Origin of the sequence: Pseudoalteromonas nanhaiensis, assembly GCF_051235485.1 — a bacterium.
In the GTDB taxonomy this organism is placed as follows: domain Bacteria; phylum Pseudomonadota; class Gammaproteobacteria; order Enterobacterales; family Alteromonadaceae; genus Pseudoalteromonas; species Pseudoalteromonas lipolytica_C.
Genome location: NZ_JBPNYQ010000011.1, coordinates 1810 through 19710, shown reverse-complemented (window position 1 = coordinate 19710; position 17901 = coordinate 1810). Strand labels below are relative to the sequence as shown.

Here is a 17901-nt window from a genome sequence, read left to right as displayed (position 1 = left end):
CACTATGGTAGCCACTAGACAGTCACATCAGCTTACAAAGCTGAGTGATTTTGCCAGCCGTATCGAGCTGTTAGCGCTAACAGAAGATAAACAAATCCTATTAAAGCAGGCTCATGATTTGTGCCAGCATTGTGACGATGCAAAACGTGAAAATACCGCAATCGAAATGGTGGAAATTTTAGCCGAGCTGAACTTAGACGCTGATTCGCTGGCAACCGCATTTTTGACCCCTTACTTTTTAGCCGAAAAAATCTCAATTGAGACAGTCACCGAAAAGTTAGGTAATCACGTTGCGTTATTACTGACCGGCGTAAGCCAAATGGCCACTATTAGTACCTTAGCCCATCAAGGTAAAGGTACAGTACAAATCGATAATATCCGCCGTATGCTGTTAGCCATGGTTGAAGATGTGCGTGCCGTGGTGATTAAACTCGCAGAACAAGTATGTCACTTGCGTGATGTTAAAGACGCCAGTGAAGAAGAGCGCGTTATTGCTGCCAAAGAAACACGTGATATTTTTGCTCCGCTGGCTAACCGTTTAGGGATTGGTCAACTTAAGTGGGAGCTTGAAGACTTATCGTTCCGTTATTTGCACCCAGATACCTATAAAAACATTGCAAAACAGCTTGATGATAAGCGCCTTGCTCGTGAAGCTTACATGGAAAATATGGTTGCTTTAGTAAAGTCAAAACTAGCTGAAGCAGGCATTGAAGGTGAAGTGTATGGCCGTCCTAAGCATATCTACAGCATTTATAAAAAAATGGCGCAGAAAAACTACGAGTTTGATCAGCTTTTTGATATTCGTGCTATGCGCATTGTGGTGGAACGCTTGCAAGATTGTTATGCCGCATTAGGTATTGTGCATACCAACTGGCGTCATTTGAATAAAGAATTTGATGATTACATCGCAACACCGAAGCAAAACGGCTATCAGTCAATTCATACCGTGGTTTTTGGCCCTGAAGGTAAAACCGTCGAAATTCAAATTCGTACTAGCGAAATGCATCAAGATGCAGAGTTAGGTGTAGCTGCGCACTGGATGTATAAAGAGGGAGCGCTACCAGGGCGAGGTTCGGGCTATGAACAAAAAATTAGCTGGTTGCGCAAACTACTGCAATGGCAAGAAGAAGTTGTTGATGGCAGTGACTTAGCCGAAGAGCTTAAAAACCAAGTAGTAGAAGACCGCGTTTATGTGTTCACACCAAAAGGCGATATTTATGATTTACCACTGGGTGCGACACCGCTTGATTTTGCCTATTACATTCACTCAAATGTAGGTCACCGCTGTATTGGTGCAAAAGTGTTTGGCAAGATTGTGCCTTTCACTTACCAGTTAAGTACCGGGGATCAGGTTGAAATTTTAACTCAAAAGCAGGCCAACCCAAGTCGTGATTGGTTAAACCCATCACTAGGTTATATCAAGTCGTCGCGTGCACGCTCTAAAATACATCATTGGTTTAAGCAACTAGACCGAGATAAAAATTTAAGCGCGGGTAAAGAAATTTTAGAGACTGAGCTACAAAAGTTAGATCTAACAACTAAAGATCTGGCGCCAGCAATCGAGCGCTTTAATTTGCGTGGCCTTGAAGATTTAATGGTAGCTGTTGGTGCAGGGGATGTTCGTTTAAATCAGTTATTAAACTTTATTAGTGACCGTGATGATGACGAGCCACAAATTAAGTTTAAAAAGCCGAAAAGTGTCACCGGCGATAAAAACGGTATCGTTGTTGATGGGGTAGGTAGTTTAATGAGCCACGTAGCAAAATGCTGCCGACCTGTGCCAGGCGATGAAATTATTGGTTATATCACCCAAGGCCGAGGGATTGCGGTTCACCGTGAAGATTGTGATTCGTTCGAAAAACTACGTGATAAACACCCAGAGCGAGTGATATCAGTAAGCTGGTCAGACGATGTAAACGGCTCGTACTCATTAACTATTAAAGTTGAAGCCACCGATCGTTCTGGGCTAATTCGAGATATCAGCTCAGTACTTGCAAACGAAAAAGTAAATGTGCTGAACATGAACGTCAACACGGTAGAAGATAAGCAGCTTGCGCTGTTTTCAATGCAGGTTGAAGTGCATGACTTATCAAGTACTAACCGCTTATTGTCTAAGTTACACCAAATCGAAGGTGTACATGATGCAAAGCGTGGTCACTCGTAATAGATGATAAACAGGCAATTGAGCAGTCGCTTGCAATTATGGCTAAACTACGGGACCCAGAATCTGGGTGCCCGTGGGATTTAAAACAAGACTTTAAATCAATAGTGCCGCATACCCTTGAAGAAGCTTACGAAGTAGCAGACTGCATTGAAAAAGGTGAGCTTACTGAGCTTAAAAGTGAGCTTGGCGATTTACTGTTTCAAGTTATTTTTTATGCTCAGCTTGCTAAAGAACAAGGGTTATTTGATTTTGCCGATGTGGCTAATACGCTTAATGATAAATTAGTGCGTCGTCATCCTCATGTATTTGCAGAGCAAAGTGCTCTCTCGGACGCTGAACTTTCTGCGCAGTGGCAGGCTATAAAAGCACAAGAGCGAGCAGAAAAATCAGCCTCACCACAAATGAGCCTTTGGCAAGATATACCTGATGCGATGCCGGGACTGTCAAAAGCGAAGAAAATTCAACAGCGTGTGGCAAGCCTAGGGTTTGATTGGCCAAGCTATCATGGGGCACTTGATAAAGTTGCAGAAGAAGTAGACGAAGTAAAAGAAGCGCTGGCTCATGATCCACATTCTGAGCACAGCGCCGAAGAAATTGGTGATTTACTGTTTGCTACGGTCAATGTAGCGCGTCATATCAAGCGCGATCCAGAGCAATTATTACGAAGTGCCAATGCTAAGTTCGCGTCACGCTTTGAAAAAGTAGCCGCTTATTTACAGGAGCGTGGCCAAAGTTTAGAAACGGCTAGTCTTGAAGAAATGGACAACGCATGGGAAGCCATTAAAAAGCAGTTAAAATGAGTGTGTTGTAGAACAGGTTGGGTACAGTATGGTTAAGCTCGTTTTTTGTGCACTTATTTGCTAATTTTATCTGGATTGATAGCAGTGCCTTTGCTACAATATCGCCCCGTCTTGATTCTATATTATTCCTTTTAATTCCTGATATTCTAGGGTTCGCATGAGTACAAAATTTATCTTCGTAACTGGCGGGGTTGTTTCTTCGTTGGGTAAGGGTATTGCAGCAGCGTCATTAGCCGCTATTTTAGAAGCACGTGGTCTTAACGTGACTATTTTAAAGCTGGATCCTTACATTAACGTTGACCCAGGCACTATGAGCCCAATTCAGCACGGTGAAGTATTTGTAACTGAAGACGGTGCAGAGACTGACCTTGACTTAGGTCACTATGAGCGTTTCATCCGTACCAAGATGACTAGCCGCAACAACTTCACACAAGGTCGTGTTTATGAAGATGTATTACGACGTGAGCGTCGTGGTGAGTACCTTGGTGCAACAATTCAGGTTATTCCACACATCACAAACGACATTAAGCAACGTGTTTACGACGGTGCTGAAGGTCGCGATGTAGCAATCGTTGAAATTGGCGGTACAGTTGGTGACATCGAGTCACAACCATTCTTAGAAGCAATTCGTCAACTTGGCACTGAAATTGGCCGTGAGCGCGCATTGTTTATCCACCTAACGCTTGTGCCATTCTTAGGCCCTGCAGGTGAAGTTAAAACTAAGCCAACACAACATTCTGTAAAAGAATTACGTTCGATTGGTATCCAACCAGATATCTTAATCTGTCGTTCTGATCGTAAACTACCAAATAACGAGCGCGCGAAAATCGCACTTTTCACTAACGTTGAAGAGAAAGCTGTTATTTCATTACCAGACGTAGAAAGCATCTATAAGATCCCTGCGTTACTTAAGTCACAAGAATTAGATAACTTCGTATGTCGTCGTTTCTATCTTGAGTGCCCAGAAGCAGATTTATCTGAGTGGGAACAAGTGTTATATCAAGAGTCTAACCCAACAGGTGAAGTGACAATTGGTATGGTTGGTAAATACATCGAACTACCAGATGCGTATAAATCAGTAAACGAAGCATTAAAGCATGCAGGTCTGAAAAACCGTTTAACCGTGAACATCGAATACGTTGATTCACAAGACTTAGAAAGCAAAGGTACTGAGTTACTTTCTCACCTTGACGCTATCTTAGTACCAGGTGGCTTCGGCGGTCGTGGTGTTGAAGGTAAGATCTTAGCGGCTAAATATGCACGTGAAAACAAAGTTCCTTACTTAGGCATTTGTTTAGGTATGCAAGTAGCGCTTATTGAATATGCGCGTAACGTTGCAGGCCTTGAAGATGCAAACTCAACCGAGTTTAACGCTAAATCAGCACATCCTGTGGTTGGTCTAATCACAGAGTGGCAAGATGCTGACGGTAACGTTGAAGTACGTGATGAGCAATCTGACTTAGGTGGTACTATGCGTTTAGGCGCACAGAAGTGTCATTTAACACCAGGCTCTAAAGTAAGCGAAGTGTACGGTAGCGACGAGATTGTAGAGCGTCACCGTCACCGTTACGAAGTGAATAATCACTACGTAGAGCAGCTTGAAAAAGCAGGCTTAAGTTTCACTGGTTTATCTGAAGATAAGAAATTAGTCGAAATTATCGAGAATAAAGATCACCCTTGGTTTATTGCCGCGCAATTCCACCCGGAATTCACGTCAACACCACGTGATGGTCACCCGCTATTTGAAGGGTTTGTCGCAGCTGCACACACTCACCAAAAAGCGTCATCGTAATTTTAATAGGCCGTGCTTTATGCACGGCTTATTTGTTTTAATAAGCCAATGGCATTAAGGATAATTAATAAAATTGGCACTAACTCACCATTTTCGGGAAAAGAGGAATCAAGATGTCAGAAATCGTAAAAGTGATTGGTCGCGAAATCATGGACTCGCGTGGTAACCCAACTGTTGAAGCTGATGTACATTTAGCTGATGGTTCATGGGGCCGTGCTGCAGCACCATCTGGTGCATCAACAGGTACTCGCGAAGCGCTTGAATTACGTGATGGTGATAAAGCACGTTACCTAGGTAAAGGTGTTTTAAAAGCAGTAGGCTATATCAACAACGAAATCGCTGAAGCGCTTAAAGGTCAAAACGCAGTTGATCAAAAAGCGGTTGACCAAGTAATGCTTGACTTAGATGGTACTGAAAACAAAGAAAAACTAGGTGCTAACGCTATCTTAGCTGTGTCTTTAGCAACAGCTAAAGCGGCTGCAAACTCAAAAGGCGTTGAGCTTTATGAGCACATTGCAGACCTTAACGGCACACCAGGTGTTTACTCTATGCCATTACCTATGATGAACATCATCAATGGTGGTGAGCACGCTGATAACTCTGTTGATATTCAAGAATTCATGATCCAGCCAGTTGGCGCTAAAAACTTCCGTGAAGCATTACGTATGGGCGCTGAAGTATTCCACAGCTTAGCAAAAGTACTTAAAGCTGAAGGTCACTCTACATCAGTTGGTGACGAAGGTGGTTTTGCTCCTAACCTTGAGTCAAACGAAGCGGCACTTGCAGCAATTAAAGTCGCTGTTGTAAATGCAGGTTACGAGCTTGGTAAAGACATCACGCTAGCATTAGACTGTGCGGCATCTGAGTTCTACGACAAAGAAGCTAATATCTATGACCTTAAAGGTGAAGGTAAAAAATTCACTTCTGAAGAGTTTAACCACTTCCTTAAAGATCTGACAGAGCAATACCCAATTGTTTCAATTGAAGATGGCTTAGACGAGTCTGATTGGGATGGTTTTGCTCACCAAACAAAACTAATTGGCGACAAAGTACAATTAGTAGGTGATGACCTTTTCGTAACTAACACGAAGATCTTAAAGCGTGGTATTGATAACGGTATTGCTAACTCAATCCTTATCAAGTTCAACCAAATCGGTTCATTGACTGAAACGCTTGCTGCTATCAAGATGGCTAAAGATGCTGGCTTCACAGCTGTTATCTCACACCGTTCAGGTGAAACAGAAGATGCAACAATTGCTGATTTAGCAGTAGGTACTGCGGCAGGTCAAATCAAAACGGGTTCATTAAGCCGTTCTGACCGTATTGCTAAGTACAACCAATTACTTCGCATTGAAGAAGTACTAGGTGAAAAAGCACCTTACAATGGTCTTAAAGAAGTTAAAGGTCAGTAATTTGGCTTAGCTCATCGAGACTTTAAAAACCTCCTGCGGGAGGTTTTTTTATAGCTGAAATTGCTGTTTTAAGATCTCGCCGGTAAAGCTGGTTTTTAAATAAAAGCCGCGAGGTAGGGTTTGTATTATTTGGCCATTGGGGCCAATTGCATCGGTAAGTGCTTTACTGTTGGCTGCTTTTGGCCTTATTTGCATAACATCGCCTAAGTGCCCCGAAATTTCATCAACGCGACCAAGGGCGATTAGCTCCATTTGTTCTTCCCAGTCCCTTTGTAAAAGGGCATCTTGCTCTGCACTTGGCTGCCACAAAAAGCCACTGCCTATAGTGCGGTGAAAAGGCAGTATCTCACGCTCGCCTAAAATAGGTAACCATAAAACATGATTCAACTTTTTACGCACCGTACTTTGCTGCCAAGTCATCCCTGTAACATTTAATAGCGGCGTAACTGACACAAATGTTGTTTCGAGTGGTTTACCTTTAAACGAAATAGGCAGTGTTTTTAATTCAATTCCTAACTCTTCAAAATCAGGTGTTGGTTTTGAGCCTGCTGTTGCGCCAAGCACATATTCGATAAGTTGCCCGGTCCAGCCTTTTTCACGCAGTAAATCGTCAGGTGTTTTAAATTGATATTGCTCAGCTAATTGCCCTAAGGTGAGGCCGGCAATAGCATCAACACGTTGCATTAATTCGTTTATAGAAGCGGGTTTTATTGGTCGCATAAGGCGTTTATTTGATTGTCTAATTATCCGGTTCATGATAGCAAATGCGCGCCATAGTGGATATCTTTGTGTTTGGGTGTTTTTTGCGCATGTTAAGTGTGAGCTAAAAACAACCAGTGGAATATGTGGGCTTGATTGTATAACCATATGAAATCTATATGTTTTAGTTGTTTTGTTGCGTTGTGCTTCGATATTAAGTGATTAGTTGTTTGTATAAATACAGATATATAAACATGTTTATCCACAGTTTCTGTGGAGAAAGTGGATATTTCAACTGTGGATTGTGGATTTGTTTGCAAATTAGGCATGTTTTATAAAAGTTATGCACAAGCTGTGGGTAAGATGGTAAAAAAGAGGTTGTAAATAGTTATTTTATTCAAACAGCGTATTTTTATCAAAATAGCTTTGTAACACCTTGATTAAATGGGCGTGTTAAATGAGTTATTTTAAATCTCCTTTATGCTTGGGTGTAAAGTGTTTGCTGTATCGCGGGTTATGTGGAACAATCAATAAAAATCGACTTACAAATGAGGCACTAAGGTGATTGATGCCGAAGGTTTTCGTGCCAATGTCGGAATTGTAATTTGCAATAATCAGGGACAAGTATTTTGGGCTCGTCGTTATGGTCAACACTCTTGGCAATTTCCCCAAGGTGGTGTGGACGATGGTGAAACAGCAGAGCAAACCATGTACAGAGAATTACACGAAGAAGTGGGCTTGCTTCCTGAAGACGTCGAGATCGTCGCAAGTTCAAAACATTGGTTACGCTATAAACTACCCAAACGTTTAATTCGCAGAGACTCAAGTCCTGTGTGTATTGGGCAAAAACAAAAATGGTTTTTACTGAAACTTCGTTGTAAAGATGAAGATGTAGATTTACTTAAAACTCATCACCCCGAGTTTGATGATTGGCGATGGGTGAGTTATTGGTATCCGGTTAGGCAAGTTGTTTCGTTTAAGCGCGATGTATATCGTCGAGTAATGAAAGAGTTTGCTCCGTTTGCAATGCCGTTTAATAAACGAGAGCAACAAAAAGATCATTGGCGACAAAAACGATAAGGCCTGCCTTATCTAAATTATAGGAGCAGCATCATGTTAGCCACGCTCAGATCAATTGCTGAGGCAGTGTCGCAACAGGCGGACTTAAACAGTGCGCTAGCGTGTTTTGTGCAAATGGTAAAAGATGCCATGCAAACACAGTGCTGCTCGATTTATTTTGCAGATTACAGTCAAGACAACTTTGTATTGATGGCCACCCAAGGCCTCAACCCAGATGCGGTTGGAAAGTTTCGTATAGGCTTTACTGAAGGTCTCGTTGGGCTTGTTGCGCAGCGTGAAGAGCCTATCAATATTGCTTTTGCAAAGTCACACCCTCGCTTTAAACTCTCGCCAGAAGTTAATGAAGAAGGCTATAACGCGTTTTTATCAGTACCTGTCGTGCACCAAAAAAAGGTTTTAGGCGTTATTGTTGTTCAACAAAAATTAGCGCGGGTTTTTAGCCCTGACGAAGAGTCATTTTTAATTACGCTTTCGGCACAACTTGCTTCTCAGCTAGCCCATGCAGAAATAAAAGAGTTACTAAGGCTAGATGATTTTGCCCATCAGACTTCGGTACTTAAAGGAGTATCGAGTGCACCAGGCATAGCGATAGGCGAAGCCTTCGTGGTGATCCCAAAGCTAGATTTTACGTCTATCGAATTACAAAAAGACGATGACATCAGCGCTCAGCGTAAATTATTCACTCAAGCTGTTGCTGCGACGCGTAACGAGTTTAATACCTTATCGATGACACTTAGCGATTCAATACCTCAAGAAGCGCTTGCTGTATTTGATGTGTACCAACAATTACTTGATGCCAAAAGTCTAGGGCAAAATGTTGAAGCCCAGCTTCAACAGGGGTGGAGCGCTAAAAGTGCACTTAAAATTGTAATCGAAAAGCTTGTTTCACAGTTTAATGCTATGCAAGACCCATACATCAAAGAACGTGCCGTTGATGTTAAGGATATCGGCTTGCGGGTTTTACATCACTTAGTGAATACCGAACATGCAGCAAAGCCTTACCCTAAAGATACTATTTTAATTGCCAGTACGTTGACACCAGCAATGCTTGCAGAAGTGCCAAAAGGGCATTTAGCAGGGGTGGTGAGTGTGAACGGGGCTGCGAACAGCCATGCTTCAATTTTAACCCGCGCGATGGGGATCCCAGCTATTTGGGGTATTGAAGATGTGCCGTTATTGCAGTTTGAAGGCAAACCAATGATTTTAGACGCCTATGCGGGGCGTTTATATATTTCTCCTTCGCAAGTGTTACACGAAGAATATAGCCAACTTAAATACCAAGAAACGCTATTAAATGATCGCTTTTTTGCAGAGCAAAGTTTAGAAGCTGTAACGCGTGATGGTGAGCACATTAGCTTACTACTTAATGCAGGCCTTGAGTTAAACACCGAGCATGATAATAAACCTTTCTGCGACGGTGTTGGGCTTTATCGTACTGAAGCTTGGTTTATGCAAAAAGGCCAGTTTCCTTCCCAGTCTGATCAAGAAACTTGGTACCGAGAAGTACTAACCAGCTATCACCCGAACCCTGTGGTGATGCGTACTTTAGATATTGGTGGCGATAAAGTATTAGACTACTTCAACATAACAGAAGAAAACCCGTTTTTAGGTTGGCGCGGTATACGCGTTACTCTTGATCACCCTGAACTTTTTTTAGATCAACTTAGAGCCATGTTAAAAGCGAATATTGGTTTAGGTAATTTAAAAATAATGCTGCCGATGATCAGTGGTTCAGAAGAAGTTGATGAATCATTAAAGCTGCTTGAACAAGCATACTTTGAATTAAGTGAGCAATATCCAGAGCAAGCTATTGAACGCCCAGAAGTCGGGGTGATGCTTGAGGTTCCTTCAAGTGTATTTATGCTCGAAGAGTGGTCACAAAAAGTCGATTTTTGCTCAGTGGGTAGTAATGATTTAACCCAATATATGCTCGCAGTTGACCGTTCTAATGCCCGCGTTGCCGAGTTGTTTAACCCATACCATCCTAGTGTGCTGCGGGTGTTGTTAAAAATTGCCCAAGAGTGCCATCAACATGAACTGCCATTTAGTTTATGTGGTGAGCTAGGCGGCGACCCAGAAGGCGCATTACTGCTCATTGCTATGGGTTATCGAAGCTTGAGTATGAACTATTCATCAATTAGTAAAATTAAGTTTGTGCTCAGACGTTTAAATGTCAGTGATATGGAAAAGTTACTTGCAGAGTGTTTAATGCAGCCAACGGCAAAACACGTACTTAGATTAACGCGTAACTTCATGATAGAGCATCAACTGGGTGAATTATTTTACACCCCAAGCCAAGGGCAATCATGAGGTCAAATTGTGCTGTGAAGCTCCTATACCCAAGCCATCTCAAGATGCAGAATTCAGCGTTTCACAGGTGCCTTAATATCAAGGCGTTACTTTGCAACAATGGCATTCCCTTTTAAGAAGTAACAACGATGAGAGTAAGTGCCTGTGAAGCGCCCAAAGGGTTGGTTTAAAAGCGATTTATACTGCGTTATTGATTTTAACAATAGAACCACTATTACTTGCAATCAATGCCTTGCCTAAATCGCTTTTAATTCCAACTGAAACTCGCATCTTGAGGTGGTTTGGGTATATATATTAGTTTAGTATATGCATATAACAAACTGAATATTTGAGTGTGCTATGCATGACGTAATACTTTTAATGGTGTACTGCGCAATTTTAGGAAGCGTAGTGGGGTTTTTAGCCGGGTTGCTTGGGATTGGCGGTGGACTAATTATTGTTCCTGTTCTTAGTGCGCTGCTGGTGTCATTTAACGTTGCTGATCCAAGTCATGTTTTAGTCATTGCCATTGCAACATCGTTAGCTTCCATTATTTTTACTTCAACTTCTTCAGCCCTTGCTCATCATCGCAATGCTAATGTGCCATGGCAAATTGCCCCTTGGGTGATGACTGGGGTTGGGCTCGGCGCATTGATCAGTGGCTTTGCAGCAAGCTTTATTCCTGAACAATTATTACGTTTTGTATTTGCTGGCAGCGTGGTGTTTATTGCGCTCAGAATGGTGTTATCAACCCGGGCTAAAGCGGCTAGTGAAAAACCATTACCTTCAGGCCCCATTTTAGGCTTTTTATGTGCCATAATGGGGGCTTTATCAGGACTTATTGGTATTGGTGGTGGTGCTTTAATTGTGCCGTTACTGCATTATTTTTCTGTTGATATTAAAAAGGCCATTGGTTGTGCTGCTGCATGTGGTATTGTCATTGCGCTGTTTGGTTCAGTGGGCTATGTCTCTGCTGGATGGCAATTAACATCTTTTAGTGATGGATTTGCCGGATTTGTGTATTTACCTGCGTTAGTGGGGATTGTGGTTACCTCGTCGCTTATTGCACCAATAGGTGCTAAAGCAACGCATTACTTGCCAGTGGCAACAATAAAAAAAGTATTTGCGCTCTTACTTGTCATAATTGCGCTTAAAATGGTGTTCAGTTAAAGGTTTTTATTTATATGGCTCTTCAATTTCCAGATATCGATCCGGTTATTTTTTCGGTAGGCCCGCTCAGCGTACGTTGGTACGGTTTAATGTATTTAATTGGTTTTGCTTTGGCTATGTGGCTTGCTAATCGCCAAGCAGAAAAACCAAACTCAGGTTGGACAAAAGAACAAGTCAGTGACCTGCTATTTTACGGCATGCTCGGGGTAATACTCGGTGGTCGTATTGGCTATGTATTGTTTTATCAGTTTAGTTATTTTATTGAAAACCCACTTTATTTATTTAGAATTGACCAAGGCGGCATGTCTTTCCATGGTGGTACGCTAGGTGTTATTACAGCAATAGCTATATTTGCGTGGACACGTAAAAAGTCATTGTTTGAAGTAGGCGACTTTGTTGTACCTTTAGTGCCGCTTGGCCTACTTGCAGGGCGTATAGGTAACTTTATCAATGGTGAATTATGGGGCCGAGTAACTGATGTGCCATGGGCGTTTATCTTCCCTACAGGTGGTCCAGAGCCTCGTCATCCATCACAATTATACGAAGCCTTTTTAGAAGGTTTAGTGCTGTTTTTAATCTTACAATGGTTTATTAAAAAGCCACGTCCAGCGGGCAGTGTTGCTGGGGTGTTCTTACTTGGTTATGGTGTGTTTAGATTTATTGTTGAATACTTCCGTGAGCCAGATGCTCATTTAGGTTTATTCGCAGGCGTTATTTCAATGGGACAAATCTTATCATTGCCAATGGTCATCGGTGGCCTTGGTTTGTTAATATGGGCCTATAAAAAGCCGCAACACAGCGTGGCAAGCAAAGCATAACAAGAGCTAATCAATGAAACAGTATTTAGATTTATGTCAACGCATCGTTGATGAAGGTGTGTGGGTTGAAAATAAGCGCACTGGCACCAAATGTTTAACCGTTATTAATGCCGATCTTGAGTATGATGTGGCAAACAATAAGTTTCCACTGATCACTACACGCAAGAGCTTTTATAAGGCTGCAATCGCAGAGTTACTTGGTTACTTGCGTGGTTACGATAGCGCTGCACAGTTTCGTGAAATTGGCTGCATGACTTGGAATGCAAACGCTAACGAGAATAAGGCTTGGCTCGAAAACCCGCATCGTCGCGGCGAAGACGACATGGGTCGTGTATATGGTGTGCAAGGCCGCAGTTGGCAACGCCCTGATGGCAGCCACCTTGATCAGCTAAAAAAGGTCATTGATAACTTATCAAAAGGTATTGATGATCGCGGTGAGATCATCACTTTTTATAACCCTGGTGAGTTTGAGCTGGGCTGTTTACGCCCTTGCATGCACACTCATACCTTTTCTTTGTTGGGTGATACTCTATACTTAACATCATATCAACGCAGCTGTGATGTGCCGCTAGGCTTAAACTTTAATCAAATACAATGTTTTGTGTTACTTGCTTTAGTTGCACAAATCACTGGGCACAAACCGGGCAAGGCATACCATAAAATTGCTAATGCGCATATTTACGAAAATCAACTGGAGTTGATGCGTGATGTGCAGCTTAAGCGTGAGCCTTTCGCGTCGCCAGAATTAAAAATAAACCCAAATATTAAATCACTAGAAGACATTGAAACCTGGGTTACAAAAGACGATTTTGAAGTAGTAGGTTATCAGTGTCACGATGCAATTAAGTATCCGTTTTCAGTGTAAGAACAATAAAATTTAAGGAGAAATCAATGAAAGCTGTGATCCCAGTTGCTGGCCTTGGCACGCGAATGTTACCTGCAACGAAAGCGATTCCAAAAGAAATGTTGCCTATTGTCGACCGTCCTTTGATCCAATACGTAGTGAATGAAGCGATTTCGGCTGGTATTAAAGAAATTGTTTTAGTTACCCATTCAAGTAAAAACTCAATTGAAAACCATTTTGACACGAGCTTCGAGTTAGAAGCGACTCTTGAGAAGCGTGTTAAACGCCAATTACTTGCTGAGGTACAATCAATTTGCCCTAAAGATGTAACCATCATTCATGTTCGTCAGGGTGAAGCGAAAGGGCTAGGTCATGCTATCAACTGTGCAGCTCCGATTATTGGTAATGAACCATTTGTGGTTATTTTACCTGATGTGATCATTGATGATGTAGCAAGCGATCTTAAAAAAGACAACTTAGCAGAGATGATCCAACGCTTTGAAAAAACAGGTGAGAGCCAAATTATGGTCGAGCCTGTGCCAAAAAACGAAGTAGACAAATTTGGTGTTGTTGACCTAGGCGATGCAAAAATTCAGCAAGGCGAAAGTGCAGCTATTTTAAACATGGTTGAGAAACCGCCAGTTGATCAGGCTCCTTCAAACCTTGCGGTTGTTGGCCGTTACGTATTAAGCAAAAATATTTGGCCACTACTTGCAAAAACTCCAGCAGGTGCCGGCGATGAAATTCAATTAACTGACGCTATTGCAATGTTGATGGAAAAAGAAATTGTTGATGCTTATTCAATGAAAGGCAAAAGCCATGATTGTGGTAGCAAGATTGGCTACTTAAAAGCAATTGTTGAATTTGCGCTTCGCAGAGAAGAATTTAAAGATGAATTAAGCGACTTTATTAAATCGCTTGTTAAATAGTTAAGCTATCTAATTAAAAATAATACAAAAAGTGCCTATACGGCACTTTTTTTATGTTTATTTACCTTCCTAATTTTTTGTTCATTATGCAAATAATGACTTTTCTGATATACCTTTGTCCTAACACATTGTTATGATTGAATGTAATTAAAATGTTTCATTGCATATTGATTGATAATTTATTCTACTCAAGTGTTGAAACCTAGCTCATTGCATTATTTGCCATTTTAGGACGTAGACTTGAAGTGGATGTTTTTTCATGGCCGCTTTTTGAAACGCTAAATAAAAAACAATGTGTTAGTATTTTTATTTGATACCTAAAATGATCTTATTCGCCTTGGTGTACAGGTAAGTGCTAACAGCGAGTCTTCTTGAATGAGAAGAAATTTTTTATGGTATGTTTAAGAACTCTGATTATGAAATGTTGTGTGAAGCCTTTACGTTACAGTATATGCCTAGTGGCGTGTTTGACTGTGTCAGGTTGCAATAATACGACAACCTCTTTTCTTTCCCCTAAACAATGGCCTTTATTGCACCTTGTGCAATTGTTGAGTCAAAATATTATAAAAGTAGATAGCTCTCCCTTTTTAGTTAACCAACACGCAGCGCTTGAAACAGTTCCTGCTGGTTCATTGAATAGCACGTTAATTGAGCAACCGTTTAAACATGAATATGCCTTTGCTGTGCAGCTTGCATCGGTTCAATCAAAGCCATTACTCGCTTATTCTGTTAAAAAAATGACCAAGCGTGCCCCCAATATTTTTCAAGGTGAGCCTAATTTAAATATTGAAACCGCTACTGTTGAGCAACACACGTTTTATCGTCTTAAATATGGTGGTTACAAGTATTTTAAAAACGCACAAGCAGACTGCGAAGCCATAAAACGTCAAGGGATCGATTGCTTCGTAAGCAAGTACACGGATAATCGCGTTTACTTTTAATGTAATTCTTTTTAACTGGGTTGGCATTTTGTTTGCTAGAATTTATGCCTATTTTTTAGAGTTGACGTTTACATGATTTTTTTTACTCTTCTTAGGCATTTGTTCATTATCTTAAGTTTATTAACTTTGGCAGCGTGTATGATGACGCAAGAGCAAGATGAGCCTGTTTACACTAAGCAGCAAGTGCAACCTGAGCTTGCTACTGACAATAATCAAGCTGCAGGTGTGCAGCTGGGGCTATATTTGTCAGTGAATAAAGTGAGTCATCAAGTATTGCAGCTAAAACATGATTATCCTAATGCTTTACAAGGGCTTAGTTTTCGCTTTAAACAACGTGATCAAAAGGGAGTCACTTTGTATGCGCTGCGTGCAGGACCTTTTAAAAACTACAGCCAGGCCAGCGCTTTTTGTGAGATTGCTAAAAAAATGGGTCAGTCATGTGTAACTGCAACATTTGTTGGCGAGATGCTTTAACTATTGCTTTTAGTATTAAATAATAATCGCAGCTACTTTGCTCTTCAAATTAACAGTCTCACATACTCGGCCTGAGTAGCTATTATAAACAGCAAGCAGACTTATCATTAAAAGGCTTATTCGCTTAGATAAATACCAACCCGAAATACAGAAACCACCCATGGGGATAAGCCTGAAGCTAGCTGCGTTAAAAATTACTTATTTACGATTGTATGGATGAAGAGGGTAGGGCAATGCAGGAGCAACTGCCAGGAACAGCTAAATAACCAAATTGGTATCAGAGTTTCTCGTTTCTAGACTATCAAAGTAAATCTCGCCAATAATAATAGTTAGGCATAATTATTGCTTTGTATTTGTCATGTTGAAAGAGGATGGCAAATATGCGTCTGTTAGTTTATTTCGTTTTTTTAGTGTTAGTGGGTTGTAGCTTAACCGAAGAGCAACAAAAAACGCCCCCTAGAGAAACGCCAAAATCACCGATGGCTCCTTATACAGTGCATCAATATGTTACTGATTTAAGTAGTCAGTTAAGTCGTATTCAAGGCCCTTACAAAGGTAATGCGCGCATTGCTGTTACGAGCTTTTACATGGCAGATGGCTTGGGGACTAAGTTGGCGCAAGATCAAGGCAGTGGCTTGAGTCAGCAAATTCAAGAGAGCTTACTTACGCAATTTACCCAGCTAGGCTTTCATACTATCGAATATCGACTAGAAAATACTTTAAATTTGCAGCCAACGGCCGATAGTGTACTTAGTCGCGATATAAAAACCTTACGCCAACGTCAGAATATTGACTTTGTTATTACCGGCACACTTACCCGGCAACAACATGCCTATATAGTGAATGCTCGACTCGTCAATACAAAAGATCAGCGTGTTGTATCTGCGGCAAGTACAGAGATCCCGATAAACGTTATGTGGGGAGCTGAAAAAGTACAGCAGCGTAATGGTCAGTTGTATCGAAGCGAATATTAAGAGGAATTCAATTAATGAAACGTTTAATTTTAAGTATGTGTTTGCCTATGGGATTTGGTTGCTCTTCGATGCTTGCTAGTGATACACCTGAACAGCACGATGAACCACAGCTAATGGCTCAACGAGAAGTGGCTGCACCGCATAGTAACGACAGCGTATTTCAAACTAATCAAGCCGTGTTAAACAACAGTAGTTTTACCGCAGCGCCAACTCGTAAAAATATCAATCATTATGTACGTGGCATCATGCAAGACTTAGTTGAAAACTTGCAATATGTGAACGATAAAACTCCTATTGCTGTTTCAAGCTTTGTGTATCTTGATGCTGACTACAACTCAACCACGTTACTAGGTAACCAGCTCGCTGAAAGTTTTATTCACGAACTGCATACCTTTGGTGTACCTGTTGTCGATTTCAAAACGACCGATTACATGCGTGTAACGCCTAGTGGTGATTATGTATTTAGCCGAGATTATTTAGAGCTTAACCAAGACCAAAACTTTAATTATGTGCTAGCCGGCACCCTAGTTAATCATCAAAGCGGGGTACTGGTGAATGCTCGTATCGTTGGTTTGGCAAGTAAAGCCGTGGTGGGATCTGCACAAGGGTTTATTCCGCAATCTGTGGTCGATGCCTTAGATAGCACCAATCGTAGCGACGGAATAATGCTAAAACAAGCAAGTGAGTAAGGTATGAAAGGTATTTTCTTAGCATTCATATTATTAGCGCTGTCAGGTTGCCAATTACTTGCTGAGCAAGGCGAGGCAAATCAAAGCACGTCTAACACCACATCATCACAAGCTGATTACGTTGCTATGTTGCAAGAGCTCGAGCAAAAAGAGTCGCAACAAACTAACGAAAATCACCGCTTATTTGTGCCATATCAGCATCATAAAACGCTGGTTAATTATGTTGAGCAAATGGCACTTGAATTAGTTGATACCATGCAGCAAGAAAGTGAGTTAGGTATTGCAATAACGACATTTGTCGATCTTGATACAAGCTTAAAAAGCAGCTCGCAACTTGGCAATCAAATCGCCGAGTCTATGATGTACCAACTACAAAAGTTTGGTTATGGGGTTGTTGATTTTAAAGCGATGGATGTGATTAACGTAACCGCCCGCGGTGATTTTGTCATGTCGCGTGACGTTGAAGAACTTGCTGAGCGCCGTATCGCTAGCCATGTGTTAGCAGGCACACTAATCTATCGAACCAATGGTGTAGAAGTAAATGCCCGAGTAGTGAATTTAAATTCCAAACTCGTTGTTGCTAGCGCGCAAAAAGTGATCCCGTACTTTGTACTCAAAAATGAGTCGATTCAATTCGCAACAGCCAAACTAAATTAGCAGCTTATTAATACCAATCGGTAAAGTACCTTACCGATTGGTACAAATGCTTGATTCAAAAAGCCTTAGCCCGTTATAATTTTAGCTACAAGCTACAAGCTACAAGCTACAAGCTACAAGCTACAAGCTACAAGCTACAAGCTACAAGCTACAAGCTACAAGCTACAAG

16 protein-coding genes are annotated in these 17901 nt (G+C 41.4%); 15 read left to right on the top strand and 1 reads right to left on the bottom strand.

From position 1 onward, the window contains the following. Positions 1–4: 4 nt before the first annotated feature. The 4 genes from relA to eno all read left to right on the top strand — a co-directional run bounded on the left by relA (position 5) and on the right by eno (position 6168). Positions 5–2164 (top strand): GTP diphosphokinase, encoded by a 2160-nt coding sequence (gene relA, locus ACSFVZ_RS11115; RefSeq protein WP_435558860.1) that lies wholly within the window; start codon positions 5–7, stop codon positions 2162–2164. Next, the gene (mazG, locus tag ACSFVZ_RS11110; RefSeq protein ID WP_435558906.1) at positions 2164–2964 is read left to right on the top strand and encodes a nucleoside triphosphate pyrophosphohydrolase; all 801 of its coding nucleotides are present in this window, start codon (positions 2164–2166) and stop codon (positions 2962–2964) included. Before relA ends, mazG begins: the two co-directional genes overlap by 1 nt. Positions 2965–3121: 157 nt before the next feature. Continuing rightward, a complete protein-coding gene (pyrG, locus tag ACSFVZ_RS11105; protein ID WP_063529466.1) occupies positions 3122–4756 on the top strand; it encodes a CTP synthase in 1635 nt (544 codons plus the stop codon). A gap of 113 nt (positions 4757–4869) precedes the next feature. After that, complete coding sequence (gene eno, locus ACSFVZ_RS11100; RefSeq protein WP_435558859.1) at positions 4870–6168, top strand: phosphopyruvate hydratase; 1299 nt, start codon at positions 4870–4872, stop codon at positions 6166–6168. 48 nt (positions 6169–6216) lie between these two features. Here eno and mutH read toward each other — a convergent pair whose 3' ends face one another. Continuing rightward, positions 6217–6888, bottom strand: coding sequence for a DNA mismatch repair endonuclease MutH (gene mutH, locus ACSFVZ_RS11095; protein WP_058586533.1), 672 nt, complete (start codon positions 6886–6888; stop codon positions 6217–6219). 540 nt (positions 6889–7428) lie between these two features. Between mutH and rppH the strand changes: the two genes are divergently transcribed. The 11 genes from rppH to ACSFVZ_RS11040 all read left to right on the top strand — a co-directional run bounded on the left by rppH (position 7429) and on the right by ACSFVZ_RS11040 (position 17732). Then, on the top strand, positions 7429–7947 hold the full coding sequence (rppH, locus tag ACSFVZ_RS11090) for an RNA pyrophosphohydrolase (RefSeq protein ID WP_138557318.1): 519 nt from the start codon (positions 7429–7431) through the stop codon (positions 7945–7947). 33 nt (positions 7948–7980) lie between these two features. Next, complete coding sequence (ptsP, locus tag ACSFVZ_RS11085; RefSeq protein WP_138557319.1) at positions 7981–10257, top strand: phosphoenolpyruvate--protein phosphotransferase; 2277 nt, start codon at positions 7981–7983, stop codon at positions 10255–10257. Positions 10258–10596: 339 nt separating this feature from the next. Next, positions 10597–11406: a sulfite exporter TauE/SafE family protein gene (locus ACSFVZ_RS11080; protein ID WP_135923800.1), complete on the top strand. Its 810-nt coding sequence runs from the start codon at positions 10597–10599 to the stop codon at positions 11404–11406. Between the two features lie 14 nt (positions 11407–11420). Continuing rightward, on the top strand, positions 11421–12224 hold the full coding sequence (lgt, locus tag ACSFVZ_RS11075; RefSeq protein WP_130052128.1) for a prolipoprotein diacylglyceryl transferase: 804 nt from the start codon (positions 11421–11423) through the stop codon (positions 12222–12224). A 13-nt stretch (positions 12225–12237) separates the two neighbouring features. Further along, positions 12238–13089 (top strand): thymidylate synthase, encoded by an 852-nt coding sequence (locus ACSFVZ_RS11070; protein ID WP_135923801.1) that lies wholly within the window; start codon positions 12238–12240, stop codon positions 13087–13089. Positions 13090–13115: 26 nt separating this feature from the next. Continuing rightward, positions 13116–13997 carry a UTP--glucose-1-phosphate uridylyltransferase GalU gene (gene galU / locus ACSFVZ_RS11065; RefSeq protein ID WP_135923802.1) on the top strand — a complete coding sequence of 294 codons (882 nt, stop codon included), beginning with the start codon at positions 13116–13118 and terminating at the stop codon, positions 13995–13997. A 548-nt stretch (positions 13998–14545) separates the two neighbouring features. Next, on the top strand, positions 14546–14938 hold the full coding sequence (locus ACSFVZ_RS11060) for an SPOR domain-containing protein (protein WP_435558858.1): 393 nt from the start codon (positions 14546–14548) through the stop codon (positions 14936–14938). Between the two features lie 138 nt (positions 14939–15076). Continuing rightward, positions 15077–15412 carry an SPOR domain-containing protein gene (locus ACSFVZ_RS11055; protein ID WP_435558857.1) on the top strand — a complete coding sequence of 112 codons (336 nt, stop codon included), beginning with the start codon at positions 15077–15079 and terminating at the stop codon, positions 15410–15412. Positions 15413–15792: 380 nt separating this feature from the next. Next, complete coding sequence (locus tag ACSFVZ_RS11050) at positions 15793–16386, top strand: FlgO family outer membrane protein (protein WP_138558642.1); 594 nt, start codon at positions 15793–15795, stop codon at positions 16384–16386. 14 nt (positions 16387–16400) lie between these two features. Further along, positions 16401–17075, top strand: coding sequence for a FlgO family outer membrane protein (locus tag ACSFVZ_RS11045; protein ID WP_135923806.1), 675 nt, complete (start codon positions 16401–16403; stop codon positions 17073–17075). A gap of 3 nt (positions 17076–17078) precedes the next feature. Then, entirely contained in the window at positions 17079–17732 is a 654-nt protein-coding gene (locus ACSFVZ_RS11040; protein ID WP_435558856.1) for a FlgO family outer membrane protein, read from the top strand. Positions 17733–17901: the final 169 nt, after the last annotated feature.